The sequence below is a fragment of the Streptomyces sp. NPDC001093 genome (assembly GCF_040298985.1).
Classification (GTDB): domain Bacteria; phylum Actinomycetota; class Actinomycetes; order Streptomycetales; family Streptomycetaceae; genus Streptomyces.
In genome coordinates, this window is sequence record NZ_JBEPBF010000086.1 from 20,396 (window position 1) to 44,760 (window position 24,365).

Annotated in this window: 24 protein-coding genes and 2 pseudogenes; 8 read left to right on the forward strand and 18 right to left on the reverse strand. The window is 67.7% G+C overall.

Annotation, left to right across the window (positions count from 1 at the left end; all coding sequences use genetic code 11):
- Positions 1 to 2: 2 nt before the first annotated feature.
- Positions 3 to 1,247 (reverse strand): M16 family metallopeptidase, encoded by a 1,245-nt coding sequence (locus ABT288_RS32870; RefSeq protein WP_351615587.1) that lies wholly within the window; start codon positions 1,245 to 1,247, stop codon positions 3 to 5.
- Between the two features lie 289 nt (positions 1,248 to 1,536).
- Here ABT288_RS32870 and ABT288_RS32875 point away from each other — a divergent pair, with 289 nt between their 5' ends.
- Positions 1,537 to 1,863: a helix-turn-helix domain-containing protein gene (locus ABT288_RS32875; RefSeq protein ID WP_351615590.1), complete on the forward strand. Its 327-nt coding sequence runs from the start codon at positions 1,537 to 1,539 to the stop codon at positions 1,861 to 1,863.
- 455 nt (positions 1,864 to 2,318) lie between these two features.
- On the opposite strand, the gene ABT288_RS32880 is transcribed toward ABT288_RS32875, so the two are convergent.
- The 4 genes from ABT288_RS32880 to ABT288_RS32895 form a co-directional block, all read right to left on the reverse strand.
- On the reverse strand, positions 2,319 to 3,566 hold the full coding sequence (locus ABT288_RS32880) for an amidohydrolase family protein (RefSeq protein WP_351615593.1): 1,248 nt from the start codon (positions 3,564 to 3,566) through the stop codon (positions 2,319 to 2,321).
- Positions 3,563 to 4,723 carry an MAB_1171c family putative transporter gene (locus tag ABT288_RS32885; RefSeq protein ID WP_351615596.1) on the reverse strand — a complete coding sequence of 387 codons (1,161 nt, stop codon included), beginning with the start codon at positions 4,721 to 4,723 and terminating at the stop codon, positions 3,563 to 3,565. The genes ABT288_RS32880 and ABT288_RS32885 overlap by 4 nt, the downstream gene beginning before the upstream one ends.
- A gap of 23 nt (positions 4,724 to 4,746) precedes the next feature.
- Entirely contained in the window at positions 4,747 to 5,262 is a 516-nt protein-coding gene (locus ABT288_RS32890; RefSeq protein WP_351615599.1) for a hypothetical protein, read from the reverse strand.
- A gap of 313 nt (positions 5,263 to 5,575) precedes the next feature.
- A complete protein-coding gene (locus ABT288_RS32895; protein ID WP_351615602.1) occupies positions 5,576 to 6,043 on the reverse strand; it encodes a helix-turn-helix domain-containing protein in 468 nt (155 codons plus the stop codon).
- Positions 6,044 to 6,353: 310 nt separating this feature from the next.
- Between ABT288_RS32895 and ABT288_RS32900 the strand changes: the two genes are divergently transcribed.
- Positions 6,354 to 7,793, forward strand: coding sequence for a hypothetical protein (locus tag ABT288_RS32900; protein WP_351615605.1), 1,440 nt, complete (start codon positions 6,354 to 6,356; stop codon positions 7,791 to 7,793).
- Positions 7,794 to 8,348: 555 nt separating this feature from the next.
- On the forward strand, positions 8,349 to 9,038 hold the full coding sequence (locus ABT288_RS32905; RefSeq protein ID WP_351615608.1) for an HAD family hydrolase: 690 nt from the start codon (positions 8,349 to 8,351) through the stop codon (positions 9,036 to 9,038).
- A 371-nt stretch (positions 9,039 to 9,409) separates the two neighbouring features.
- Here the strand turns inward: ABT288_RS32905 and ABT288_RS32910 are convergent, their stop codons facing one another.
- Together ABT288_RS32910 and ABT288_RS32915 are read right to left on the reverse strand one after the other, a co-directional pair.
- Positions 9,410 to 10,423 carry an NAD(P)H-dependent glycerol-3-phosphate dehydrogenase gene (locus ABT288_RS32910; RefSeq protein ID WP_351615611.1) on the reverse strand — a complete coding sequence of 338 codons (1,014 nt, stop codon included), beginning with the start codon at positions 10,421 to 10,423 and terminating at the stop codon, positions 9,410 to 9,412.
- Positions 10,424 to 10,809: 386 nt separating this feature from the next.
- On the reverse strand, positions 10,810 to 10,986 hold the full coding sequence (locus ABT288_RS32915) for a hypothetical protein (protein ID WP_351615649.1): 177 nt from the start codon (positions 10,984 to 10,986) through the stop codon (positions 10,810 to 10,812).
- Here ABT288_RS32915 and ABT288_RS32920 point away from each other — a divergent pair.
- Positions 10,924 to 11,274 carry an NUDIX domain-containing protein gene (locus ABT288_RS32920; RefSeq protein WP_351615614.1) on the forward strand — a complete coding sequence of 117 codons (351 nt, stop codon included), beginning with the start codon at positions 10,924 to 10,926 and terminating at the stop codon, positions 11,272 to 11,274. The two genes, ABT288_RS32915 and ABT288_RS32920, sit on opposite strands and share 63 nt — an antisense overlap.
- On the opposite strand, the pseudogene ABT288_RS32925 reads toward ABT288_RS32920, so the two are convergent.
- Positions 11,255 to 11,440 (reverse strand): annotated as a pseudogene (locus ABT288_RS32925) (recombinase family protein); the annotation flags it as partial. The gene ABT288_RS32920 and the pseudogene ABT288_RS32925 sit on opposite strands and share 20 nt — an antisense overlap.
- A gap of 386 nt (positions 11,441 to 11,826) precedes the next feature.
- Here ABT288_RS32925 and ABT288_RS32930 point away from each other — a divergent pair.
- Genes ABT288_RS32930 through ABT288_RS32940 form a run of 3 tightly spaced genes read left to right on the forward strand, consistent with a single transcriptional unit; the run spans position 11,827 to position 12,834 of the window.
- Positions 11,827 to 12,153, forward strand: coding sequence for a PadR family transcriptional regulator (locus ABT288_RS32930; protein WP_351615617.1), 327 nt, complete (start codon positions 11,827 to 11,829; stop codon positions 12,151 to 12,153).
- Complete coding sequence (locus ABT288_RS32935) at positions 12,150 to 12,506, forward strand: DUF1048 domain-containing protein (RefSeq protein WP_351615620.1); 357 nt, start codon at positions 12,150 to 12,152, stop codon at positions 12,504 to 12,506. The genes ABT288_RS32930 and ABT288_RS32935 overlap by 4 nt, the downstream gene beginning before the upstream one ends.
- Position 12,507: 1 nt before the next feature.
- On the forward strand, positions 12,508 to 12,834 hold the full coding sequence (locus ABT288_RS32940; protein WP_351615623.1) for a DUF1048 domain-containing protein: 327 nt from the start codon (positions 12,508 to 12,510) through the stop codon (positions 12,832 to 12,834).
- 66 nt (positions 12,835 to 12,900) lie between these two features.
- Here the strand turns inward: ABT288_RS32940 and ABT288_RS32945 are convergent.
- From ABT288_RS32945 to ABT288_RS32955, 3 genes and pseudogenes are all read right to left on the reverse strand, one after another.
- A pseudogene (locus ABT288_RS32945) lies at positions 12,901 to 16,021 on the reverse strand (Tn3 family transposase).
- Positions 16,022 to 16,479: 458 nt separating this feature from the next.
- Positions 16,480 to 16,839: a nuclear transport factor 2 family protein gene (locus ABT288_RS32950; RefSeq protein WP_351548614.1), complete on the reverse strand. Its 360-nt coding sequence runs from the start codon at positions 16,837 to 16,839 to the stop codon at positions 16,480 to 16,482.
- Between the two features lie 25 nt (positions 16,840 to 16,864).
- The gene (locus tag ABT288_RS32955; RefSeq protein WP_067045648.1) at positions 16,865 to 17,650 is read right to left on the reverse strand and encodes an SDR family oxidoreductase; all 786 of its coding nucleotides are present in this window, start codon (positions 17,648 to 17,650) and stop codon (positions 16,865 to 16,867) included.
- 99 nt (positions 17,651 to 17,749) lie between these two features.
- Between ABT288_RS32955 and ABT288_RS32960 the strand changes: the two genes are divergently transcribed.
- Positions 17,750 to 18,328 carry a winged helix-turn-helix transcriptional regulator gene (locus ABT288_RS32960; RefSeq protein WP_351615627.1) on the forward strand — a complete coding sequence of 193 codons (579 nt, stop codon included), beginning with the start codon at positions 17,750 to 17,752 and terminating at the stop codon, positions 18,326 to 18,328.
- Between the two features lie 113 nt (positions 18,329 to 18,441).
- Here ABT288_RS32960 and ABT288_RS32965 read toward each other — a convergent pair whose 3' ends face one another.
- The 7 genes from ABT288_RS32965 to ABT288_RS32995 form a co-directional block, all read right to left on the reverse strand.
- Complete coding sequence (locus ABT288_RS32965) at positions 18,442 to 20,034, reverse strand: site-specific integrase (RefSeq protein ID WP_351615630.1); 1,593 nt, start codon at positions 20,032 to 20,034, stop codon at positions 18,442 to 18,444.
- Positions 20,035 to 20,038: 4 nt separating this feature from the next.
- Positions 20,039 to 20,368, reverse strand: coding sequence for a helix-turn-helix domain-containing protein (locus ABT288_RS32970; RefSeq protein WP_067045650.1), 330 nt, complete (start codon positions 20,366 to 20,368; stop codon positions 20,039 to 20,041).
- Positions 20,365 to 21,444 carry a tyrosine-type recombinase/integrase gene (locus tag ABT288_RS32975; RefSeq protein WP_351615633.1) on the reverse strand — a complete coding sequence of 360 codons (1,080 nt, stop codon included), beginning with the start codon at positions 21,442 to 21,444 and terminating at the stop codon, positions 20,365 to 20,367. The genes ABT288_RS32970 and ABT288_RS32975 overlap by 4 nt, the downstream gene beginning before the upstream one ends.
- 749 nt (positions 21,445 to 22,193) lie before the next feature.
- Positions 22,194 to 23,081, reverse strand: a complete 888-nt coding sequence (locus tag ABT288_RS32980) for a hypothetical protein (protein ID WP_351615636.1) — start codon at positions 23,079 to 23,081, stop codon at positions 22,194 to 22,196.
- Positions 23,065 to 23,274, reverse strand: coding sequence for a hypothetical protein (locus tag ABT288_RS32985; RefSeq protein WP_351615639.1), 210 nt, complete (start codon positions 23,272 to 23,274; stop codon positions 23,065 to 23,067). The genes ABT288_RS32980 and ABT288_RS32985 overlap by 17 nt, the downstream gene beginning before the upstream one ends.
- A complete protein-coding gene (locus ABT288_RS32990) occupies positions 23,271 to 23,990 on the reverse strand; it encodes a hypothetical protein (protein ID WP_351615642.1) in 720 nt (239 codons plus the stop codon). Before ABT288_RS32990 ends, ABT288_RS32985 begins: the two co-directional genes overlap by 4 nt.
- A 163-nt stretch (positions 23,991 to 24,153) precedes the next feature.
- Positions 24,154 to 24,365, reverse strand: a 212-nt coding sequence (locus ABT288_RS32995) for a DNA-directed RNA polymerase subunit alpha C-terminal domain-containing protein (protein ID WP_351615644.1), incomplete at its 5' end; no start/stop codon positions are given.

Consider the following 24,365-nt stretch of genomic DNA (forward strand, 5'->3'; position numbering starts at 1 on the left):
TTTCACGCTTTCACCAGGTGCACGGCGGCCGCGAACTGGCCATGCAGTGAGGCGGCGGCATCTGCTACCGCGGTTTTGGTGACCTGCTTTACGCACGTCGCCAGCTCCGCGGCGATACGCGGATTCCCGAACAGGATCTGCCCGGTCCCGGCCACGCTGGCCAGTGACAGCAGCGAGTCCTGTCTGCGGTACAGCGACGCGAGTGTGCTCTGGACGGCCGCTGCCACGGCCGGCTCGTCGACCCCGCCACTGGCCACACGGTGCAGCACGTGCCCGATGCGTTCGGTCACCAGCTCGTGCTGCCCCTCGTCGTGGGTGGCGACGATCAAGAACGTTTCCGGAGCGGCGCACTTGAGGGGACCGAACAGACCGCATCCGGAGGAGACATCGCCGACGACCTGTTTGGCAAGGCCGTGGTATCCGCCCGTGAGCAGGGCCGACAACACCAGGTGGGCCGCGTAGCCGTCCACGCTGTCCGCCGGGCCGGGCATGCGGTACCCCAAGGCCGTGGCCGGCTTGGGCGCCATCGGGTCCGTGTGTCGTAGGAGGCCATGTTTCGTCGGCCACGGTTCGTGCAGATCGGGCGGGGACGGTACAGGGCGCGACGGGACATCGCCGAAATGCTCCAGTACGAGGGATTCCGCGTCCTGATGGCCGAAGTTTCCGCACAATGAGATGACCGCGTTGGACGGCGAATAATACGAATCAAAGAAGTCAGTACAGTCGTCGAGGGTGGCGCGGCTGACGTCCTGCAGGTCGCCGTACCCGTTGTGCCTATTCTCCCATTTGGTATAAAGCGCCTGCGGCAGGATGGTCCAGGGGAACCCACCGTAGGGTTTGTTCAAGACATTGGAGCGTATCTCCTCCTTCACGACGTCGATCTGCGTGCGGAGGTTTGCTTCGGTGATGTCGAGGGCTCGCATGCGGTCGGCCTCGGCGAACAGAACACGACTCAAAGCGGTTGACGGAACAACTTGATGGTATTCGGTGTGATCTTGGTAAGTGTTTCCGTTGGCTACGCCTCCGCATGCCTGGACCAGCGAGAAGTGGCCTTGGGTGGGGACGTTCTTGCTTCCCTGGAACATCATGTGTTCGAAGAGATGAGCAAATCCGCAGCGGTGTCGCGGTTCGTTACGAAAACCGATTCCATACTGCACGGATACGGCTACTGCGGGTGGTCCTTCTGTTTTCTGAGTGACAACACGTATCCCGTTTTCGAGAACGAGAGTTCGCACCGAGGGCTGCATGTCGCAACCGTAGATGTCGTGTCACCGTAAAAGAAACATGTTTCTTTGGAAGGAAACGCTCCCGTTTGTCCCATTGTCCACGCTAAAGCGCTTACTTACCTGTCAAGTGGCAGGTCAAGCTATGATCGACTCGTGTAAACGACAAGGGGGAAACATGTCTGCGTCGGAATGCGCTTGTATACGGCCGCGTGCCCTGACCGAGGCCTGCCGCATGCTGGTGACGGGTCCCTTCTCATTCCATGAAGGCAGATCCGGCGGAGAAGACGGGGTTCGGTGTTGGGTGTCATAGATGTCCAGGCCACCCGTCATACCTCCCGACGAGAAGACCAAGATCATTCTCGCTTTGCTGTCAGGGCAGGCAACCGTGACCGAGGCTGCGGAACTCGCCAATGTGTCGGAACAGGCGATACGCAACTGGAAACGGCAGTTCGTTGAAGGGGGTGCTCGCAACATGAGAGGTGACTCTGTGTGCGGGCATGTCCTGAAAGAGGTAGAACTATCCCGGGAAATAGCTGACCTGAAGGCGGCGATCGCCGACCTGTACATGCAGCTGAAGTGCCACCGCACCAGACCGCGGGCACTACCCGAGAGCCGCCGTGTCAACGGCCTGGTGTAGGTCGCGTCCGCCGGAATATATGGGTGTCGGCGTCGGCAGCTCGTGGAAGGTGCGCTGGATCGAGCTGCCCCGGCAATCCGCTCATGCTCAACGTGAGTTATGGAGCGGATACCCCGTTCAGAAGGACGCGGCGGGGCCGCAGCTGAGCGCGACGACAGCCCAAATCGGCAACCTGTCTGGGCTGTCGTTGTGGAGCGCGCCCGTGAGCGGGCTCCGTTGACTGGTACGTGCAAGCGCTCATGCGCAGGGACAGCACGTTCCGGTCGGAGTATCGGGCCAGGGAACCCCGCCGGCACGTCCAGACGCCCCCGTCTCAGGTGAGATGGCGGTGGGCGCCGTGCCTGGCTCGGCGAAGCAGGTTCCCGCCGCATGGGACGCCTTCCTGCGGGACACCAGCGGGCCCTGCTTCGAGGAGGACCCGCTGGCTCTCAGCTGGCACGGAAGCGGAAGCCGCGTCAGAGCTCGCTTGTCTGCGTGGCCGTGTGGGCAAGGTGGCGTCGCAGGGCGGCGTCTTCGGGGATGTGCGGACGGCCGCCCGCCAGGACAAGGCGCACGGCACGCAACGCGTCCAAGCCGGCCAGGGGGTCGCCGTCGACGACCAGAATGTCGGCGCGGTACCCCTCAGCGAGGCGGCCCGTCTGGCCGTCCAGTCCCAGCGCAGAGGCGGCCTGGGCCGTGGCCATGTCGATGATGCCGTTCCTGGGAACTCCCAAGTGCTCGAAGAACTCCAGGCTGGAGACCAGTCCGCCGAAGACAGCTCGAGGCACCCCGGCATCCGTCCCCGCCACGAGGTTCACCCCCCGTTCTGCCATCCGGCGCATCGGGGCGAACAGTTCGGCGGCCTTCTCGGCGCCGACCCGGTCGGCGAAGGCGCGCCAGTTCGGATGGTTGGCGGGACAGACGGGAATTCCCTTGGCGATGATCTCCGCAAGGAGGTCCTCGCGCAGGTCGGAGCTGCCGTCTTCGGTCATCCAGCTGCAGTGCTCGATCGAGTCGACCCCTGCTGCGATGGCGGCGGCAATGCCGTCGACGCCGTGCGCGTGGGCGGCCACCGGCAGACCGAGTCGGTGGGCCTCCTCGACGGCGGCGGCGAGTTCCTCGGCGGTGAACTGGGGCTCCCAAATAGCAGGACCGCCACGAGTCAGGCCCCCTCCTGTGGCCATCACCTTGATGACGTCCGCGCCTTCCTCGGCGTTACGGCGCACCTGCTCCCGGATCTCGGTTTCCCCTTCGACTTCACCTCCGAGGAACCAGCAGTGCCCGTTGCGGGCGGTGAGCGGCGCGGTGGCTGCCAGGATCCGCGGTCCGGCCACTGCGCCCTCGCCGATCGCGTTTCGTAGGCGGACGGCCAGCCCGCCGCGGTCACCCAGGTCACGGGCGGTGGTGATGCCGGCGTCGAGCAGCTGCCGTGCCCGGCCTGCCATCCCGAGGAGCAGCGTCGCGTCGTCGCTCTCGCGCACGGTGGTGACCGGGTCCGGTCCTGCGTCGAAGGCCAGGTGAACGTGGCAGTCGATCAATCCGGGCAACACGGTGGAATCGGGGAAGTCCAGCGTCCGGCAGTCCGGTTCGGCACACGCGAGCACCTCCTCGCGCGCCCCGGCGGCGACGATGCCGTCCCCCGCGATGAGGACGGCGCCGTCCCGCACGTGAGCGCTGCTGGGACCGAGCAGCACCTGCCCTGCCGTGATCAGTATCTGGCTCATGCCGTCTCGCTTTCTCCGTCTGCGTTTTTGGCCCCGGCCAAGACGCGTCGTTTCACCGCGTCCGACAGCGCCACGAGCTGCCGCACGTCGTCTTCCAAGCTTTGTGTGCGCGGCATCGCGACGGTGACAGCCTGGGCTGGAGCCACCGGTGCCGCTTTGCGTCGCTCGTTGCGCAGCGCGGAGTACAGCTGAGCAGCCAGGTCATCGGCAGACTCCGCCTGGTCCTGGGCGGTGCTGTCCGCTGCGAGCGCCAGGTGGGGGCTGATCCGCACCAGGCCGTCACGGCATTCGATGACTCTGCGGTAGTAACGCCGGTGGACGCCGAGCGGGAGCAGGTGGTCGCGCCACGGTGTGGTCGGCATCCGGTAGAGGGCGTGCTCGGGATATGCCTCGTTGAGTACCTGCCACAGCGGTCCCAGTCGGCGATACATGCGGCGGTGCTGGCGGCGTACACGCACGGCCGCGATCCGGGTGGCGACTCCGGGGTAGCTGACTCCGATGAGGAACAGCGGGACCCCGAGCGCGATGATCACGCTTGAGGCCCGCGTGACAGTCGGGAGTACGCTGCCCCCTTGCCATCGGACCACGGTCAGCACGGTACGGATCGTGCAGGACGCGGCCATGGCGCCGATACCCACGGCTGCCAGCCAGAGGCCGGTTGCCAGCGGTCGCTGTGATGCACGGGCGTAGGCACAGGTCCACCGCAGGGCCATGGCCAGGGCGTAGACGAGATACACGTCCGCGATGAGGTAGAAGCTCACAAGAGCCGGATCGCGAAGGTCGGATCCCCGGAAGTTGGCGCCGTGGTCGTGAACGCCTGCCGCGACGGTGGCCGTGATGAGGCCAATGGCGGCGAGAGCCAGCAGGAGTGCTTCCCGGCGGGCGCGTCTGTTGCCCTCGGCCGCATCCGTGGCGGCCGAGTACAGGTAGAAGCACATCAGCCAGTACACCATGCCGAGTACGAACAGGTTCTGCACCAGTCGAGGGGCGCCCGGGCCGCCCACAGAAACCATCCAGCCGGCGAAGTGCTTAGCCAGTATGAAGGAGCAGGCGGCACTGGTCAGGCACAGCGTGACCGCACGCAGAGCCGCGTCATGGGGGGCCTTGACCAGCTGAGTTATCTTCCACCCCAGCGCTGCGGCGAACGCCAGGCTCATGCCCCACATGATGAGGGAGACGATCACAGCCATCCCTGCCTGTCACCCAGCGCCGTCTGGACTCGCCGGACTGACACGTTTGTTGGCCGTGGGGGTGCGACTCGGTTCAGCACCGAGGCCCACTCCAGGATGATGGTGGCGACCAGCTCCGCCTCTTGCTCGTGTTCCTGGTCGTAGGACGTACGCCGCAGTGCCCGGCGGATCGCTTCGGGCGCGATGTCGGGCATCATCAGGCCCCACAGCTCCTCGTCGCCGTCGTCACTGTCGTGGTCGGCCAGGATATGGCCCACTTCATGCAAGATGATGTGGTCCTGGTGGGATTTCGTCGTCTCCCTCTGGTAGACGATGAAGTCGCTGGTACCCGTGGCAATCCAGACTCCGAAGGGGCCCGGCACGGGCAAGGAGTAGGGCACCAGATGAATCGGCCGGCCTCGTCGCTCGCCCAATGCGCGGCACAGGGCCTCCACCTGCAGAGGCGGTTGGATGTCCAGGGCTTGGAGCTCCTGTTTGCAGCGGCGACGAAGCTGTCGCTCCTTCAACCATTCCCCCTAGATCAAGGTCAGACTTCTTTCCTGCGACGGCGGCTCGCGCGTCAGTGGGACATCCTTGCTGGTTGGCCACCACAGCCCGGGTCATGCCAGGCCTGGTCAGGGCGTGACACGACTCGTTCAGAAACCGTCTGCGACGTGAACATTAGCGAAGGGGTGGCGAGATCTGGCAGAGACCCCCACCGGACGGGTTCTCAGCAGGAGGACTGCCGCTGGCCGCGGCCACCGATGCACGAGTACGGCTCAGATCGAGACAGCGGGTGAACCTCTGTCTGCTCGCGCCTGCGATGCGCGGATGCGACCGTCAGACGTCGCCGTCGCGCGAGGTCGGCTCTTCTGCCAGCCCTTCCAGCATCCGCAGATGGCTCACGACTCCGGCCAGGGTCTGCCGACTCGAATCGGAAAGGCCATGTGCCCGAAGTGCGATGTTGCGCACATCGCTCTCCTTCAGCGCCTGCAGCAGCGCGAGTTGCTCGTCGATGCGCTGCGCCTGCTCGCTGTCGAGGAAGTAGGCAGGGCTGACACCGAAGTAGCGGGCCAGGGCTTCGAGGTGCTTCTTGGTCGGGTTTGTCTTCCTGCCGGTACGCAGCTGCCAGATATAGGCGCCGCTGATCGCCCGTTCCCCCGCTGCGATGTTGATGGCAGCAGCGACGTCCTCGTGTGACGGAGCCTTTTGGCCCTTCGGTGTCGCAGTTTCGAACAGATGATCGATCTTCTGTGCGAGCGTGCGGTCCGCCTCGCCGCCGGCACCATGCTCGGCCTCGCCGCTCATCCCCCGACTCCTCGCTAGTTCATGGACGCCCGGGCCCAAAGTGTACTGAACGACTCTCAACTACTGACGTGTCCAGCCAAGTTTATTGGTCATGAAGTGGATCTCGTGTCTAGTATCAACCCCAGTCATGAACTGACGTTAATGGGGGAGCAATGGCAGCACGCGCCCGTCCCGTGGGACACCAACCGAACACGGCACCGACCCCACCCTGCGCACCCCGCCTGACCAGCGAGGAACAGCAGGCACCTCCCCCGCCGCCACGGACCGGACACAGCACCAAACACACCCCCCACCCAGTAGGTGCAGCGCAGTGAGCACACACGTACCCGACGACCCGACAGCCCTCGACCACACGCTGGAGGTCTCTCTCGGCCGCCGCGCCCCCTTCACCCAGGTCGGCGACTGGGTCCTGCTCTCCGGCGCAGACTCCGACGCCCGAACCCTGTACTGGGCACTGTCCGCCCACCTCAACACCTCGCGCGACGACAACGAGGTCTGGCCGGGCCTGCTCACACTCGCCCGCATCCTGGGACTGAAGAAGCCCGAAAACGTCTCCAAGTACATGCTGCAGCTGGAAGTGATCGGAGCCATCGAGGTCATCCGCTCCACCACGGGCCTGGTGCGCCGCAACCGCTACATCGTGCACCAGACCCCACCCGTCGACTACTGCGGCCCCCGGTCCATGGCCGACTGGTACGCCCTTAACCGAGCTGTCCCCGACGAGACCCCCGAAGAGCGCGACGCCCGCGAAGAGGCCTTCGACTCATGGCTCACGGCCACCCGCCAGACACTCAAGGAACACTGCCAGCAGACCGCCCACGCCCGGGCGCAGGCGCGCAAGAGCCGCACGCCACTGCCGCCAGCCATATCCTTCTGCGGCGTGAACTCCCGTACCCCCACGGCAGGGGGCACGGGGCGACCTGGGATTTCCGCGAAATCAGCAGGCCAGACCGTACCCCCTGTTGTGGGGGTACGTACCCCCGCAACAAAGCGCTTCGCACCCCCCCAGCAAGGGGTTGAAGTAGACCAAGAAGAACAACACCAAGAAACCGCGCCTGCGGCGCGAAGCGTCGCTACCGGCCGAAGGCCTCATACAGCAAGTAGTAGGAACGCCCCTCGCAACGACACCGGCAACGGACGACCTGAACCGTCGGCACCACGGCAGGGACGCCCACCCCGTAGCGGTGTCCGCCAACGCATGACCCCGGGCCAAACCCAGGTCGTCGAGGCCGTCGAGGCCGGCCTTCCACAGGAACTGCGCGCCTTGCTCCCCCGGTTCCGCCCCACGGCACTGCGGGACACCATCCTGCGCGAACACCAGCACCGCACTGCCGAAGAGCTGATCGCGCGAGCCGACCGCCGCTGGTACGCCTGGGGCCTCGCCTCAACCGCCGACATCTCCACCGGCGGACCAGGACTGGCCCACCCCGTCGGCGTTGCGGTACGGCTCATAGCCTCACACCGATGTCCCATCAACAAGTGCGGCCGCGAATGCCCTGACCCACGCTGCGAAGACGGGGTCATCATCGACACCCATCAGTCATGCCCCCGATGCGCCGAACACCGGCGCGATCACCGCAACGGAAACGCCCCCCAACCCAGTGCTGCTCGCGAGAGCAAGAGGCAGCAACGCCCTGAATGCCACGACTGCGGCAGGCCCATGGTTGGCCCGGCGCACCCCGATGGCATCTGCCGCGACTGCAGACAGGCCGCGGGAGGCGCACTGGGCAGCATCCGGCAAGCCGTGTGAGCGGCGGCAGCCTGCATCGCGCCGTCTGACCTGCAGCACGCTGGATCCATCGGGCAACCAGTGCTGAACTCGCCCCCGGCGAGTTCAGCCGCACGAACCGGGCTCATGGCTGTCCGGCCGTCGACTTTGGCGGCCAGCGAACTCCGTGCCGCCGTCCTGCCCTTGGCCCGGAACGATTGACCGGGGCCGCAGCCGCCGTGTACCCGAGCCCACCGGTCAGCTGAGACCCAGTCGGCCGAGCGCGGTTGTCCACTCAGCAACGATGGCCTGCTGGGCCGTAGCCAAGGTCACCTTCCCAGAGCAGACCGCGGTGTGCAGCTTCGTCTCCACCCGATTGTCTGTAAGCACTTGTTTTGGCTCCAGTGCACGGAGTTGTTTTGGCCTCACCGGCGGGTCGCAGGGGGCGTGTGGCGGTGATTCACGCCCCTGTACGCAAGGTGATTTGGCCCCGCTTCGGGCATCAAGGGCTTGAGGACGTTGGCGGATTGCTCGGGTTGCGGATCTTGATCGTCTTGGGCTTGCGGCCGGTTCGTCGGCGCCGCCAGGATCGGCAGCATGATCAAGGGTGTGATGTTCGACTTCTCCGGGACCCTCTTCCGGATCGAATCGGCCGCGCAGTGGCTGCGCGCGGTGACAACGAAGGCCGGTCTGGACGTGCCCGAGGGTGAACTCGACGCGTGCGTCAGCCGGCTGGAAGAGTTCGGGGCTCAGCCCGGAGGGGTTCCTCCGCGCACAGTGCCGCCCCATCTGGGGGCACTGTGGCGGGAGCGCGATCTGACCGCCGAACGACACCGGGCTGCCTTCACAACCCTTACCCGGGAAGCGAAGCTGCCTGTGGCTGACCTGGCCGAGGCCCTGTATGAACGTTCCCAAGTATCCGGGGCATGGCTGCCTTATCCCGACGCCGAGGAAACCCTCCGCGCCCTGCGCGGGCGAGGCATCCCGGTCGCTGTCGTCAGCAACATCGGCTGGGACATGCGCCCTGTCTTCCGCGACCACGGTGTCGATGACCTCGTGGACGCCTACTTCCTCTCCTTCGAGTGCGGGGTGAAGAAGCCCGATCCCCGGATCTTCCAGATGGCGTGCGACAAGCTCGGAGTGGCGCCCGGCGATGCACTCATGGTGGGAGACGAGCCTGTTGCGGACGTCGGCGCTGCCACGCTGGGGTGCCGGGTCCACCTGGTCGATCCCTTGCCCGTTGACCAGCGTCCCGGCGCGCTGGCCGAGGTGCTCCAGCTCCTCTGACGTGCACGACCGGGGCGACTTTCGGCGCGATGTTGAGGGCCCGGCAACCGAACGGCCGTCCAGTCCTCGAGCTCGATACAACCCGACCTTTCTTGTTGTTGATGCCGCCGCCCGTGTGGCCCGGATCAGCCAGCTCACGAACGATCGACAACTGGGCACATGCTCCCCCACCCCGACGCCCACCTACCGCCCGCCCCCATCAAGCGGACAGGGTGTTGGTGTGCGAGGTCAAGTGCGGCGAAAGGTGCCGCCCTCCAGACCTGAGGGCGGCACCTTTCGCCGTAGGCACGGATCGGCACCTTTGATTTAGCAGGGTGCTTCGCCGTTGTGGAACGTGGTGATGGCGCGCGCTGCCTTACGGGGCGCCGGGGTCAGCGCTCGGGCTTGGGGGGCCGCTGCATCAGTGCGGCCGCGGCTTCGTTGAGGGTGACCTTCTCGTGCAGAAGGGCGGAGACCACCGAGGTGATCGGCATCTCGACGTCGTGAGCGTGGGCCAGGACGAGGATCGCCTCGGCGCTCTTGACGCCCTCGGTGGTCTGCCGAGTGGCGGCTGTCGCCGCCTTGACGCTCAGGCCGCGGCCGAGGTGGGTGCCGAAGGTGCGGTTCCGGGACAGCGGCGAGGAGCAGGTGGCCACCAGGTCGCCCAGGCCGGCCAGACCGGCGAGGGTGGCCGGGTGGGCCCCCATCGCGACTGCCAGCCGAGTAGTCTCCGCCAGCCCGCGCGTGATGAGCATGGCCGTCGCGTTGTCGCCCAGGCCCATGCCGGAGGCGATGCCGACCGCGAGGGCGATGACGTTCTTCACCGCGCCGCCCAGCTCGCAGCCGGTCACGTCGGTGCTGGTGTAGGGGCGGAAGTACGGGGTGTGGCAGGCCTGTTGGAAGCGGCGGGCAGTGTCTTCGTCCGAGCAGGCGACGGTGGCAGCGGCGGGCCGTCCCTCCATGATCTCGCGCGCCAGGTTCGGGCCCGACAGCACCGCGACCCGGTCCGTACTTACGCCGGCCACTTCGGTGATGATCTGGCTTGCCCGCAGGTGGCTGGTCTGCTCGATCCCTTTCATCAGCGACACGATCACAGTGCCGGGTCCAATGTGTGGCACCCACGCGGCGAGGTTGGACCGCAGGCTCTGCGCGGGGATGGACAGCACCATGAAGTCGGCGTCGTTCAGTGCGGTGGCAGGGTCGGTCGTCGCGGTCACGCCGGCAGGCAGTTCGATGCTCGGGAAGTAGCCGAGGTTGCGGTGCTGGGTGTTGATCCCGTCGGCGATCTCGTCCCGGCGGGCGTGCATCACCACGCTGGTTCCGGCGTCGCCCAGGATCTTGGCGACGGCCGTGCCCCAGGACCCGGCCGAGAACACCGCCGCGCGGGCAGGGCGGTTCTGGCTCACTGCGGGGTCCTCTCGGTGGACGCGGATCCACCGCCGTGAGAGCGGCCGGGGTGGGCCATCGTACCGGCCGCGTCGAGCGCGGCCTGTGAAAAGCAGACGACCGCCGGGTGCCATCACACGACCGAGTCCACGCAGTGCGGCTGTACCGGCGTCTCGCTGATTGGAGGGCGGCGGCCCACCAAAGTTCTGGGGACGCTTGAGCCGAGCATTGGGCGCGTTGGCGCGCACCGGCTCAGGCGCAACTTGTAGACCTCCTCGTACGCCACGCTCCCTTTATGGAGCCGACTTGTTAGCGCTCGTTGCTCTCATCCGAGCAGTCGGTCACGGAGAGCTTCGCTCTCGGGCTGGTGTGGAGGTGCCCCGTGGCGATCAGTGATTCGGATATCTCAGGTGTCTTTGCTGCCTACCTTGAGCGCTACCCGGACGAAGCCGATCAGCTGTCCGAGCCCCTGCGGCACATGGCTCAACGCCGGGACTTCGCCTCGCGGCGGAGCTTCCCCATGCACGTGACCGTTGGCGCGCTCCTCGTCCGTGAGGACAGCGAGATCCTGCTCATCGAACACCTCGCGTATGGGATCACACTGCAGCCAGGGGGTCATCTCGAGCCGACCGACACCATGCTGATCGACGCGGCGGTACGCGAGCTGACGGAGGAGACCGGCATCGACCCCAGCCAGGTCGCCCCCGTCTCGCCGACTCCTGCTTATATCGAGTACGGCAGGGTGCCGACCCGGCCGGCGAAGGACGAACCGGAGCACTACCACCTGGACAGTCGAGGATGTGCCCGGTGCCGCGTACGAGGCGGAACATCTCGGAGATGTGCACGGTGTCGCCCGGCCGCGCGTAGGTGAGCAGTTCGCGGAACTTCGGGCGCTGGAGGGGGTGGAGGCGGCTGGAGGTGCCCGGGTCCTCCTCGAAGACGACGGGGTCCTCGATGCCGGCCTCGTCCAGGACGAGGTTCTGCCGGGCGGTGGACTGCTGGTCGGTCGAGACCCGTTTGTAGACCAGGTTCGCCACCGAGGGCCCGTTCCGTACGAAGGATCGGACCTTACCTGTCGTCAAACCCTGTCAGCAATCACCATCGGATCTGATTGGATTCGGGCCGCCGCGAACTCCCGGATTTCCCACGTTCATTGGACGCATCGGCTGCCTGTCGTCAAACGATCGTTTTCCGACAGGCGCAAGCTGGCCGGCAAGCAGCATGAGGAGATCGGGGATCGGAGCGTGAGCCCGCACTGGCTGTGGAGCAGGGTCGATGAGTGGCTGCCGCCGTGGAGCACTGGTCCTCGCCGACGGCCCCGGGTTTGCGCCTACCGGAGGAGCTGCCACCCTCCACTACTCGGTGATACCGTATAGCAGTACTCGGTAGCACGCAGTACCGACAGGGCTGAGGAGCATCCGCGATGGACGACCTGACGGAGATGTTGAAAGGCACGCTCGAAGGGTGCGTGCTCGAAATCATCGGCAACGAGGAAACCTACGGGTACGCCATCACCCGCCAACTGAACGAGCTCGGCTTCGCCGACGTCATCGAGGGGACGGTGTACACCATCTTGCTGCGGCTGGAGAGGAACGGGCTCGTTCAGGTGACGAAACGACCCTCCGAGGTTGGTCCGCCGCGCAAGTTCTACGCGCTCAACGACGCCGGACGCGAGGAACTCGCGAAGTTCTGGGCGAAATGGCAGTACCTCTCATCACGCATCGACAGGCTCAAGGAGGGCGGGAGATGAACTTCTGGGAGAAGGTCACAGGCAGCGATCTCACCAGGGAATGGAAGGCGTTCGAGGCCCGGGCCGATGTCCTGCCGGACGACTACCGGGCGGCGTGGGGGCAGATCATCGCCCACCTTTTCCCCTACGGGGACTTCACCGGTCGCAACCTGATGCCGATCCTCGACTCCGCCCTGGGGCTGCTCGAAGTAGCAGCGGCGGACGGCCAGAGCGTCCACGAGGTGCTCGGCGCGGACATCCAAGGCTTCTGCACCGCGCTGGCTGGCGGAGCAGGGGCCCGGGCTTATCGCGACCGGTGGCGCGAGCAGTTGAACAGGAACGTCGCGAGGAAATTGAGCCGGCTGGGAGGCTGACGTGAGCATCCAGGACATCATCGAAGGCAAGAAACAGTGGCGGGCGCACGTGGCTCGGGTCAAGGCACTCCCGCCGGACTACCAGATCGTCTACAAGGAGATGCAGAAGTACCTGTTCAAGGTCGGACCGGTCAGCCTGTCCGACGGGTCCCTTCTCCCTGGGATCATTGACTTCTTCGAGGAGGGCGTCGCCGCAGGCAAGGGGGTTGTGGAACTCATCGGCACCGACGTCGCCGCGTTCTGCGACGACCTGGTCAAGGATTCCCCTACCTACGCGGATGTCTACCAGGCATCCATCAGCGCAGAACCCGGCGCGGACGAGAAGTGACGCCCGCCGCCCGGGTGCGGGCCGAAATCGAGGGCACTGCGTAACCGTCGAGCAGTACCCTCGCACTCACTCCTCGCCCTCTTCGTCCTCATCCAGCTCGGGCGCATCCGGGTCACGCAGCGGACGCAAGGCACCTGTGGCAGGAACGCTGGCAGTGAAGCTGTAGCGGCCGAGCAGGTTCAGGTTGCGGTGCTTGAGCGGGGAGAGCCGGGCGATGTCCTCTTCCCGGATCTCGTGGCCTTCGGCCCGGAGCTGGGCGACGGCGGCGTCGAGGTAGCGGGTGGTCCAGAGCACGATGGCGTTGAGGACCGGGCCAAGCGCGCCGAGCTGGTCCTCCATGCCGTCGCGGTACGCCTGGTGGATGGCGCCGCGCTTGCCGTGGCATACGTCGCGGGCCAGCTTGTGGCGGGACTCCTGCACGGTGAGCTGCCGGTTCATCTGACGGCGGTAGGTGTCGTCGACCGGGTCGACCACGCACAGCAGGTGCTCGGTCTTGGCGATGCGCCCGTACTCGGAGAAGGCCGATCCCAGCGGGGTCGGGCGGCCGTCGCGGCCGAACATGCGCAGCAGGTCGTAGGCGCGGACCTGGTTGGTGACCAGGGAGCCGGCGACCTTCAGCATGTCCGGCCAATGTGTGATCACCTTGTTCAGGTTCACGCGGTTGCGGGCCAGGTCCTCCTCCGCGCCGTAGGTGCCGGTCTCGACGCCGGGCATCGTGGCCCGCCGGAACCGCTGGTCGTCCAGGTCGCGGAACCTGGGTGAGAAGTTGTAGCCGAGGATCTTGAACAGGCCGAACACCATGTCGGAGTAGGAGGCGTTGTCGGTCGCCACCATCTCCGGCTTCACGCCGCCGTCAAGGTTCAGCAGCGCGTCCAGGATGTGCAGGGAGTCGCGCGGGGTGCCTGGGACAACCATCTGTCCGATGCCCGCGACCTGGTCGTTGACCGCGTTGAGCCAGGTGATGCCGCGCTTGAACCCGAAGTACTTCGGCGACGGCGCCGCGCTCACGGTCCGCACGGGGACGACGAACCGCAGCCCGTCCACCGAGGCGAGCAGCCCGTCACCCCACAACTTCACGATGTGCACCTCGGCCTGAGCAGCGATCAGCGCGGCGTTCGCCGCGGCGATGGTGTCGGCGCGCAGGTAGTACTGGTCGACGTGCACGAGCCGGGCCCGGGTCAGCGCCTCGTAGCCGGGGTTCACCACCGGGGCCAGGCCTATGTTGCACGCCTCCGAGACCAGCAGCGCGACCACCGAGGTGGACAGGTCCTTCATCCGGGTCGTGCCGTCCCCGAGGTGCACGAACGCGTCCAGGAAGCCGGTCCAGGCGTTCACCTCGAACAAAAGGTCCGGCAGGTCGATCTTCGGAAGCATCCTCTCGACCCGCTTGCGCAGCCAGGTCAGGGACTTCGGCTCGCCGAGCGCGCCGAGCCTGTCGACGTTCAGCTTCACCCGCCCGTCGTCCTGCACCCCGATCGACACCTTCGCCGCCGGCCCCGCCTCCTCCAGGCGTTCGGCGAGCTGCTTCCATCCGGCGTCCAGGCCGCGTACCAGCTCCGCCAGGTGCTCCTCCACGGGCGTGTCCAGGCTCAGGGCCGCCAGGACGTCCTCCTCGACCGCGTCCCAGTCGGGCCCGTCCAGCAGGCGGGCCCGCGGGTTGGACCAGCGGTGCGACGGGGCGGCGAACACGTCGCGGTTGTTCAGGGCCCGGTGCAGCTGCTCCAGCACGCACACCACGTAGGCGTCCCGATCCACCGCGCCCTGCGGCAGATCCGGGTCGGCGTACACCGCCTTGCGCCACGCAGGTGGTACGAGCTTGTCGTCCACCTCGCGCGGAAGTAGCGGCTTCACCCCCGCCTTCCGCCGGGCCAGCGCCGGCAGGCCGCGCACCTCGGCCAGGACCCGTTTCCCGGCGCTCGCCGCGTCCAGCGCCTTCGACTCACCCAGCAGCGACAGGAACGGCCGCACCGTCGCGTACCGGTTCGCGAGCGCGGCCCGCATGGCGACCTCGGCCGAGTTCTCGTCCTCGGGCACCAGGGTCACCACGGTGGCCGCCGCGCTCAGCACGGCGGCGCGCGGCGCGACCTCTTCCACCGCCGCCCACAGCGCGGCCACGTCCAGGTCCGCCTCCTGCTCCTCGACCAGCTCCAGCTCCTCGAACAGCACCTTCGCCGCCCGCGCGAGCACCCGCGACGCCCTCTCCAGCTGCGGCAGCGTGGACAGCCGCTCCTTCTCCGTCTTCCGCTTCGCCGTGTTCAGCAGCCGGGTGGCCATCAGGACCTGGAACAGGTCCAGAGCCTCGTCGATCGCCTTCGCCTCCAGGTGCCGCATCACCGCAGTGAGCATCGCCGTGCGCTTCGGCTCCACCGCCCGCTCCAGCAGCGGCGCCTTCGATCCCAGCGCGTACCGGGCCAGCGCCGCCATCCGGTTCGGCGGGATCTGCGACAACTTCAGCCGCCCCAGCCGGTAGGCCCCGATCTCGTCCACCCGCTCCAGCGCACGGGCGAACGCCGTGCCCGTCGTCCGCGTCGGCGGCCGGCGCAGCCGCTCCAGCTCCGAGAACCGCGAGCCCTCCGGCGTCTTCAATGTCGCCACCAGATCGCCGGGCAGCGCAGGGTCCGCGCGGCGGGCGGCGCCCCCACGGTGGCGTGCAGCCGCTTCTCCGCGACCTTCCGCGCCTCCGACACCTGCCGGGCCAGCACCGACACCCCAGGCAGCAGCACCCGGTGACGGCGCAGCCAACCCACCGCATGGTCGAACAGCGCCTTCGGACCCTCGGCGTGCGTCCACGCCCGGCCGTGCAGGAGCGTACGGAACCGCCGGCCCCACTCGGCGTCCTCGTAGGGGTGGTAGCCGTAGGCGTCCCGGATCTCCCACGCGTGGTCGTACAGCGTCTGGCCGCGTACCTCTTGACCACCGACGGGTCCTCGATGCCGAGCTGCGCGGCCAGGTGCTCGATCACCGGCCACGGCACCGCGAGCGGGTCCTCCAGGAACAGACCGACGTACCGCACCGTGTACATCTGGAGCGCGAACCCGAGCCGGTGATGCTCCGTCCGCCGCAGGGCGATCAGGTCCCGATCCACGTCGTCCAGGAAGAAGAACCGCTCCAGCTCGGGCCTCGTCGGCTCCTCGGCGAACGTCCCCTACGCCTCGGCCTGCTCATCACTCAGAAATTCCACCGGCACGAGCCGGACCGTAGCCAGCCCCGGACCAGGCCCGGAGGCGTTTCGGCGAACCCCAGCAGCGAAGTGGATCACTGTGCTGGACGGCCCTGATCATTCTCACCGATAACCGCTGTACCGATGTTCCCCGAGGCCGGTGACGCCCGCGAGTTCGTGGAAACTGAAGGTTCTTCAGCGCGAACCCGAGGGTGCAGTGCCCGGATTCTGGGGGTGGCCCCGTCGGTTCGGGGTCAACTCGCGGGGTGATGGAGACCTTTGGATCTCCTCCCCCTGTGCTGAGGATGGCCCCGGAGTTGCTCGCCTTGATTCCTCAGGCGTGCAAGTGCTGATCTGCGGGTGGATGCCGAACTTGGGGGCTGGCTCTTGGTCGGGTGGCTGGATGGGTACGAGGGCGGGGACGGGGCGGTCTGGAGTGGGTGGGGCCTCTCCCCTGGCCGGGAATAGGTGGTGTGGGAGCGGGCTCAGGGTTCGATGGCGAGGTGTTCGATGAGGTCGTCGCGCAGCGTGAACCGATAGCGGAGATCGATGGTGCCGCCGGGGAAGTTGCCTTCGAGGTGGTGTGTGGCGATGTAGTGGGCCGTGTCGGTCTGCTGGGCGTTCGTGAGGTGGATGGTGTAGGTGAATTCGGTGGCGGATCGGTCCAGCCACCGTTCGATCGCGGCGCTGCCCTGGTAGGTGTTGCCGTCGTCGATCACTGTGGCGTCGTCGGTGAACGTCGTGACCGCGGTGGCGGTGTCGTGGGCGCGGTGCGCTGTGAGGTAGCGGGTGATCACCTCGGGGAGGTCGTCCGGGGTGATGGTCCGGGGCTGGTTGTCGTGCATGACACTCCTGATGGTGGTGGCGGGTTCAGACGGTGGGGGTGGTGCCGCCGTCGATGACGTGTTCGGCGCCGACGATGGCGGAGGCGCGGTCGGAGACGAGGAAGGCGACGAGCTCGGCGACCTCCTCGGGCCGGTTGGGACGGCCGAGCGGGATGCCTCCCAGGGAGTCCATGAGCCGGCCCAGCGCCGCTTCCTGGCTGATGCCGGCGTCGTCGGCGATCCGGGTGACGAGGTTGTCCGCGGCCGAGGTCTGGACGAAGCCGGGCGAGACGGTGTTGACGCGGACGCCGTGCGGGGCGACCTGGTTGGCCAGGCCCTTGCTGTAGGTGGTCAGGGCGGCCTTGGCGGCGGCGTAGGCCAGGGTGCCGTTCCACAGCGGCATGCGGCGCTGGATCGAGGTGACGTGCACGACCGCGCCCTTTCCCGTGGCGATCATGTGCGGGAGGAGTGCGCGGTCCAGGCGGACGGCGGCCAGCAGGTTCGTGTTCAGCTCCCTTGCCCAGTCGTCCTCGCCGAGCGCGGCGAATCCTCCTGCCGGTGCCTCGGAGCCGCCGAGAGTGTTGACCAGGATGTCGACGCCTCCCATGCGGGCGTCCACCTCGGAGGCGACGTGGGCGGCGCCCTGGGCGGTGGAGAGGTCGGCGGTGATGAACGTCTTCTCCTCGACGTCGTCGGGGCGGCTGCGGGCGGTGACCAGCACGGTCGCACCGGCCTGGGCCAGGCGTCGGGCGATCGCGGCTCCGGTGCCCTTGGTACCGCCGGTGACCAGAGCGCGTCGGCCTTCGAGGGATTCGCTGATGGATGTGGTCACGGTGTGCTCCGTTCCCGGGCGCGGGTATGCGGGGCGCCGCTCCCGTCCCGACTGCTAAAATAGAACCTACTAACTTCGACTTTAGCAGTAACTGAGGGGATGGTCGCCGTGGCAAGCCGGATCAGGCTGGAGGACCGGGAGTGCCCGCTGTCCACGACGGTGGAACACGTCGGCGAGTGGTGGACACTGCTGATCCTCCACGACGCCTTCGACGGCTACACCCGCTTCGACCAGTTCCAGGAGAGCCTGGGCATCTCCTCCAGCATGCTCACCACCCGGCTGAAGACCCTGGTCGCGGACGGTCTGCTGGAGCGTCGGCCCTACCAGACCAGCCCTGTCCGGCACGAGTACGTCCTGACCGAACTCGGGCGCTCCCTGCGCCCGGTGATCGTCGCCCTGGCCGCATGGGGCAACTCCCGCCTCACGCCGACGGAGCGCAGCATGATCCTCGTCGACGCGCACAGCGGCGAGGAAGTCGAGCCCGTGGTCGTCGACGCCAAAACCGGCCGCCGACTCGACGACAGCGCCGCCTACGTCTTCACCGCGGGCCCCGCAGCCAGCGACGCGATGCGCAGCCGCTACGCGGCACGGCCGGCCATTCCCGCGGAAGAGGCGAAAGTAGGCCCGGAAGATTCTCGTACAGCCTTGAGCAGGGCCGCGAGCACGGGCTGCACCTGATCAGCCTCGCGGCACCGGCTTGTCGCCGGCGTGATACCTGCCAGCCCTCCCCAGTCGTTGAGAACTGGATCAAGTGAGGCGAGGGCAACACCAGTCGTTGCCAAGAATCCCCATCAGGGGTCGGTCTCGGCAGCCTGCTCCAGCAGAGCTCGTGCGGACTCCGCGTAGCGCATGGCCGTCTTCTCGTGAAGCCCGAACACCTCAGCAAGGTGGAGGGGGTCAGGGCTCTGGGCCATGGCCTCTTCGAGTTGTCGATCGACGCGGAGCCGTTCCAAAGTCGCCTCCTGGCCGCGCAGGGGCCCACGGATCCAGCGGATACTGGCGCGACCAGTGCCCGTAGCGGTCTGGTTGTTGATCAGCAGGTGGAGGTTGGCCGTGTTCGGCCAGCGCTCGCGCCGGTATTCCAGCCAGGCCAGCAGTAGTTTCAGGGTGAGATCGTCGACGGGCCGGACACGGCCGGCGATGGTCAGGCGGCGGTTCCCGATGTCGACATCGCCGAGCATGAGAGTGGCGATCTGGGCGACCCGGGCCGCGTGCACCGCCGCGAGAGCGAGGACAAGCCGGGCGGCAGGGGTGGTGGCCGCGGCGACGGAGCGGTCGATCTTGTCGGGTGCGAGCGGTTGGAGCACGCTGTACTCGATCTGGCCTACCTTGATACGGCTGGCCGGGTTGCGAAAGATCAGGCCGGACCGCTTGGCCCAGGCGAACAGTGAGCGCAGGGCGACCAGCTCGTCCATGCGGTGGCGGCCGTGCAGTGTCTTGGCATGGGCCAGCACGTCTTCGCGGGTCACCTCCCGCAGATGGTCGTAGCGGTTCGACCACGCCAACAGCGCTGGGCGGGCCCGGTTGAGGTAGAGCCGGACCGTGGCTTGCTGCCGGGACAGGCTGCGGGGGCCGCCGTCGCGCAGAACTCGGGTCCAGCGTTCGGCTTCCGCAGCGATGCCGGGGGCAATGCCTTCCAGCCGCTCAGCGAGCCATCGCTCGAAGAAGGGTTCCTCGTCATCCAGGAAGACTCCCATCTCCTCAAGGACCGTGATGACGTGGCCAACCCGCAGGTCGAGGGCACGGAGCGGGGTGAATATCTCGCTGTGGCGGATGATGTCGCCCTCGGTGTATCCGGTGAGCACGATGGCCAGGCCGCGGTTGACAGCGAAGCGGATGCCGCGTCCCCAGCCCCGGGCTTCGGCGAGTTGGTGGGCGAGGTGCTTCGCCCAGGCCAGCCACGGGCTGGCCAGGTCGGCGGTGGCCGGGTCGAGCCGACCGTAGTCACGCGGAACCTGCTCGAACAGTGGCAGTTGCCTCCAACCGGTTCTCGGCCGTGAGCGCGACACGGGCGGCGGCCTGCGGGATGCTTCTCGCGCCTTGACGTGGTGCAGGACGGTGAGAGCCGATCCTCTGCGGTAATGCAGTCCCACGAAGAAGAGCTGGTGATGGCGGACGGCCTGGAGCCACGGGGTCATCACCTCGCCGCTGACGGTCGGCATGCCGGTGGCGGTCCTGGCGTTGAGCCGGGCCTGGCACCAGCACAGACGGCAGTACTCCCACTTCAGCGGCTGGACTCGCTGGCAGCCGATGCAGACGGCCGTTTCGTGGCTGCGGCCGAACATGTAGCAGGTGTGACAGAGCCGACCGCGGAAGTCGCCCCAGGCCAGGCGACCTGGGCAGGAGCTGGTGGGCTTGACGTAGCCCTTCGGGAACCTTGCCACCAGTTCACTCCGGTGGCAGCGACCGGCCGTCCCGGCGCTTGGGGATCACCGCCGGTGCGGCGGTCCCTGCACCGACCGCCGCTCGTTCCGTCTCCGCCTGCCCCGGGCGGCTGACCTTCTCCGGCTCGGGGATCAGCAGGTCGCCGATCTCACAGCCGAGGACGACACAGATGACGTCCAGGTCCTCCAACTTGAGCGAGACGGGCTGCCCGGACCACAGACCGGACATCTTCCCCGCCGAGATCACCAACCCGTGCTCGGCCAGGCTCCGCTGGAGCTCAGAAGCCTTCCAGACCCCTTTGTTCGCGGCGGTCAGCCGCAGGTTCCACCTCATCGGATCAGTCCTTCCAGCCGCTTCGCAGCCCGTTCCATCCCGGCGACCCAGGCGTCCTCGACCCGGGTCTGCTGAACGTGGATGTATCGCATCGTCGTGGCGATCCATGAATGTCCCAAAACCTCCTGGATCGCGAGCAAGTCCAGCCCGTTTCCGTAGAGTTGGGACGCGCAGAAATGCCGCAGGACATGCGGGGTCAGCTTCTCGCCCCAAGCGGGCAGGTGCGCTTTGGCCGCGTCCTTGAGTCCACCTCGCAGGGCGTCGTCGCCAACCCGACGCGAGGAGCCGTCGGCGTTCTTCCGCTCGGAGGGAAACAGCGGGGCGCCGGGGCGGGTGTGGTCGTCGTCAAACTGGCCCCAGACGTCCTCGATGAACCACCGAAGGGTCCGGTCGGCGCCGTTGATCAGCGGCACCATGCGCTCACGCGGGCCCGATCCGCGGGCGCCCTTGCCGTGGCGGACGTGGAGCTTGCCGAAGCGGCCGAGGTCCCACTTGATGTCGTCCAGATCGAGCCCGCATGCCTCGCTCACCCGCAGGCCGACCTGGGACAGCAGCTTCGAGGCGGTGTAGTTCCGCGCGGTAGGAGCGAACTTTCGGCACGTGGCCAGCTCACCACCCCAGCCGGCGAAGAGCGTTCCGACCTCTGGCTCACTCGGCGGGATCCGCAGCTGGGCGTCCTTCGTGCCGCGCGGCCGGTTCATCTCGTCGATCGGGCACTCGATGACCCGGCCGGTCATCCTGTGCAGCTCGACCTTGTGCCGCAGCTCCAGGAACATGAAGTACGTGGTCGGCGCCTGTGATCGGGCCAGCCGGGTGCCGCTCGGCGAGCCACGCAGCACCTTCCCGAAGTACGCGTCGGCGTCGGCCGGCTCCATGTCCCACAGCGGTCGCCCGAACCAGGACCTGATCTGGTCCAGATGCCCGACATCCCCGCGGATCGTGCCGTCAGCCAGTCCTGCCGAGGCGCGTGCGAGGACGAACCCGGATAGCGCGTCGGTCTCGAACTGCTTCAGTTCCTCCGCCGACGCGGGCGCCCAGTGCTCGCGCAGGTCCCGTACGACTGCCAGCGCCGCCAACCCAAGCCCCCTCACCTTCGGCCCGACTGTGGATCGGTCGGACGAGGTGAGAACGCTTCAAGAATCCCGAAGTTACGTCACAAGTCCGCAGAGCACCCGAAGGAGGAACAACCCCCTGGCCACGGGCGCAGGGACTCAGCGGGGCTCAGGTGAACTCGCGGGATGTCGCACAAGCCTGCAGGCTCGGCGCGTTCCAGCGGCGCTCGAGTGTCCAGGTCTCGCTCAGGGAGCGGTACAGGTCCGTCATCACCGGCAGGAACTCGGGCGGGAGCGGTGCTGGCTACACGTCACAAGCAGCCGGGAACCGCGCGGCGTCGGCCTACGCCAGACGAATGCGGCCCAGACATCTGCACGTCAAGGGGCTGACATGCTGTCGGTCGGCCGAGGGCCAGCGGCCGCCCCCACATCAGCACGCCAAACTGATCAACACAGGACAGCCCACCAGCCACTCATCAGAAAAACCGCCACCGGACACAGTTGGAGCGGCTGGCCGGCCTCGGCCTGACTGGGCGGCACAGGCGCGGGCGTAGCCCGGCAGGGTGCGGCAAGAGGTCCGGCCGGACGGGCGGCGAGACCCCATTGTCTGAACTTGTCTGCGGCTGGCACGCGCCTGCTCCCCGTCGGCGACCAGAGCGGTGACTGGATCGCTGTACTCGCTCCAGATCGCGGTACCCCGGCCCCATTAAGAGCAGCCGCCCGTCATGAATGGCGTTTACTGCGGGAGCTTTCCCGGGTGCGCGATGTGTCGGTCAGTCAGAGGTCTGGGCAAGGCGGTCGCGGGTGGCCGCGACGAGCGTGGCACCTGCGCAGAGCAGCCCCAGGGCCGCCAGCTGGCAGCCGTCCAGTGCCGAGCGGGCGTGGGACAGCGCCGAGTTCCACAGGTATGTCTGGTACTGGTCCCTGTTCGCCAGGTGCAGCCAGCCCGCGATCCAGGTGCTCGGCAGGTACGGCACGAGCGGATGGATCAGCACCAGCGGTTCGAAGACGACGGGCACGCCGAGCGCGACGGCCGCGCCCGGCACGACGCCGCGCAGCACGACCGCTGCGGCCATGCCGCCGGCGACGTACACCAGCACGACCAGCAGCACGCTGCCCAGCGTGGTCGCCGCCTGCCCCCAGGACGGGGTGTGCGGATCCCAGGTGGGAGAGATCGTCGCCGACGTGGCCAAATGCGCCGGATGGGCCCGGTAGTGCCAGGCGAGGGCGAGCCCCTCGGCCCGCAGCAGCAGCACCAGCACTGCCGCGAGCCCCCCGACGGCGGCCACTGCCGTGGCGAACTTCACCGCGAGCAGCCGCCGGACGCGGGGCTGCCGCAGCAGCAACAGCCCCCACGTGCCGTCCTCGAACTCCCCGCCCGCCACGCCCACTGCGGCGCCCACCGCGGCCAGCAGCCCGGCGAGCGTGCCCAGGTGGCGCAGCGCAAGGGCCACGGCGCCCGGCCAGGAGTCCAGCCCCGCCGCCAAGCCGGTGTCCTGGAATCTTGAGACAGCCAGCTGGTAGCCGCGCCCGGAGGTGATCAGCGCGACGAGTGCGGCCGTCGCGAAGGCAGCCAGGACGACGGGCGCGGCGAGTTTACGGGCCTCGGCGAGGAACACATACCGCAGGCGGGAGGACGCGCGGCTATGCGACGCGGTCACGGCTGTCCGCCCTCCGCATCAGCCACAGGCCGGCCATGGCCAGCACAGCCACGGTGGGCACGGCCCGCAGCCACAGTGGTACCCCGCTGCCCGAGGCCGGCCCCCACCAGTGGTTCCACAGCGGGAAGACCGTGTGGAAGTCCATGCAGTCGGCGAGGATGCCGCCGGGCAGCCACGCCCACACCGGTTTCATGGACGCCCCATGTTGGCGAGCAGTACCAGCAGGCCACCGGCTATGAACGTCAGCGCGCGGGTACGGGAGAGTGCTGCGATCAGCGTGACCATGACGCTCGCCACGGCCATCGTCGCCAGGCCGACTCCCGCCTGCCGTGCCGTCCATCCGGCCAGCGCGAGGCCGTGCGGGGTGGGTACGTACACGTCGTAGTGGGACTGGAAGTAGGCCGCGTACGCCGCGGCGACCACCAGCCCGCACACGGTCATGTGCGCGGTCAGCACGGTCCACAGCGCCATCGCCTTCGCCAGCAGCACGCGGCGCAGGTCGGGCTGCGCGATCAGCAGCGACGTGGCGGTACGGCGCTCCCACTCGCCGGCCACCAGCGCCGCACCGAGCAGCAGTGCGACGGCGAAGCCGGGCAGGGAGGCGTAGGTCTGCGCCGACCAGCCGAACGCGCCGGGAATGGTCCGGGTGGGGGCGACGGCGCGGTCGTTGGCGAGTTGCTGACGCAGATCCTCTTCGGCCGACGGTACGTAGCTGGGGTGGGAAAGGCACTTACGCAGTTCAACGCCTTTCGAGCCGGCGCATTCCTGCCGGTCTTCCGCCGCCACAAGGGCGTTCTTGAACAGCAGCGTCTGGCCGCTGGACCAGTCCTGGGCCACCCATGCCGTGTAGAGCACGCCCAGCCCGAGTACGAGCAGCAGGAGCAGCGACAAGGGCCGGAGGGCGATCATGGCCGTCCGATGCCCCGGGAGGACATGGCCACTCATCGGGATGAGCGAACCGAAATCGCTTCGTAAGGACACCACTACTTTCCGCGCTGACGCCCGGAGCCCTCGAGGAGTACGGGTGTCACGGTCGAGGCGGTGCCGGGTTGACCGCGACCCGGCGCAGCATTCAGTACTGCTCGGTCTCCACGAAACCCGCGTCCCCGTCATCGTCCGCACCGAAGGCGCCCGCGGCGGCGGTCGGGTCGAAGCCGGGCGGGCTGTCCTTGAAGGCCAGGCCGAGGCTGGCCAGCTTCGCCTTGACCTCGTCGATCGACTTCGCACCGAAGTTGCGGATGTCGAGGAGGTCGGCCTCGGAACGCGCGACGAGCTCACCCACGG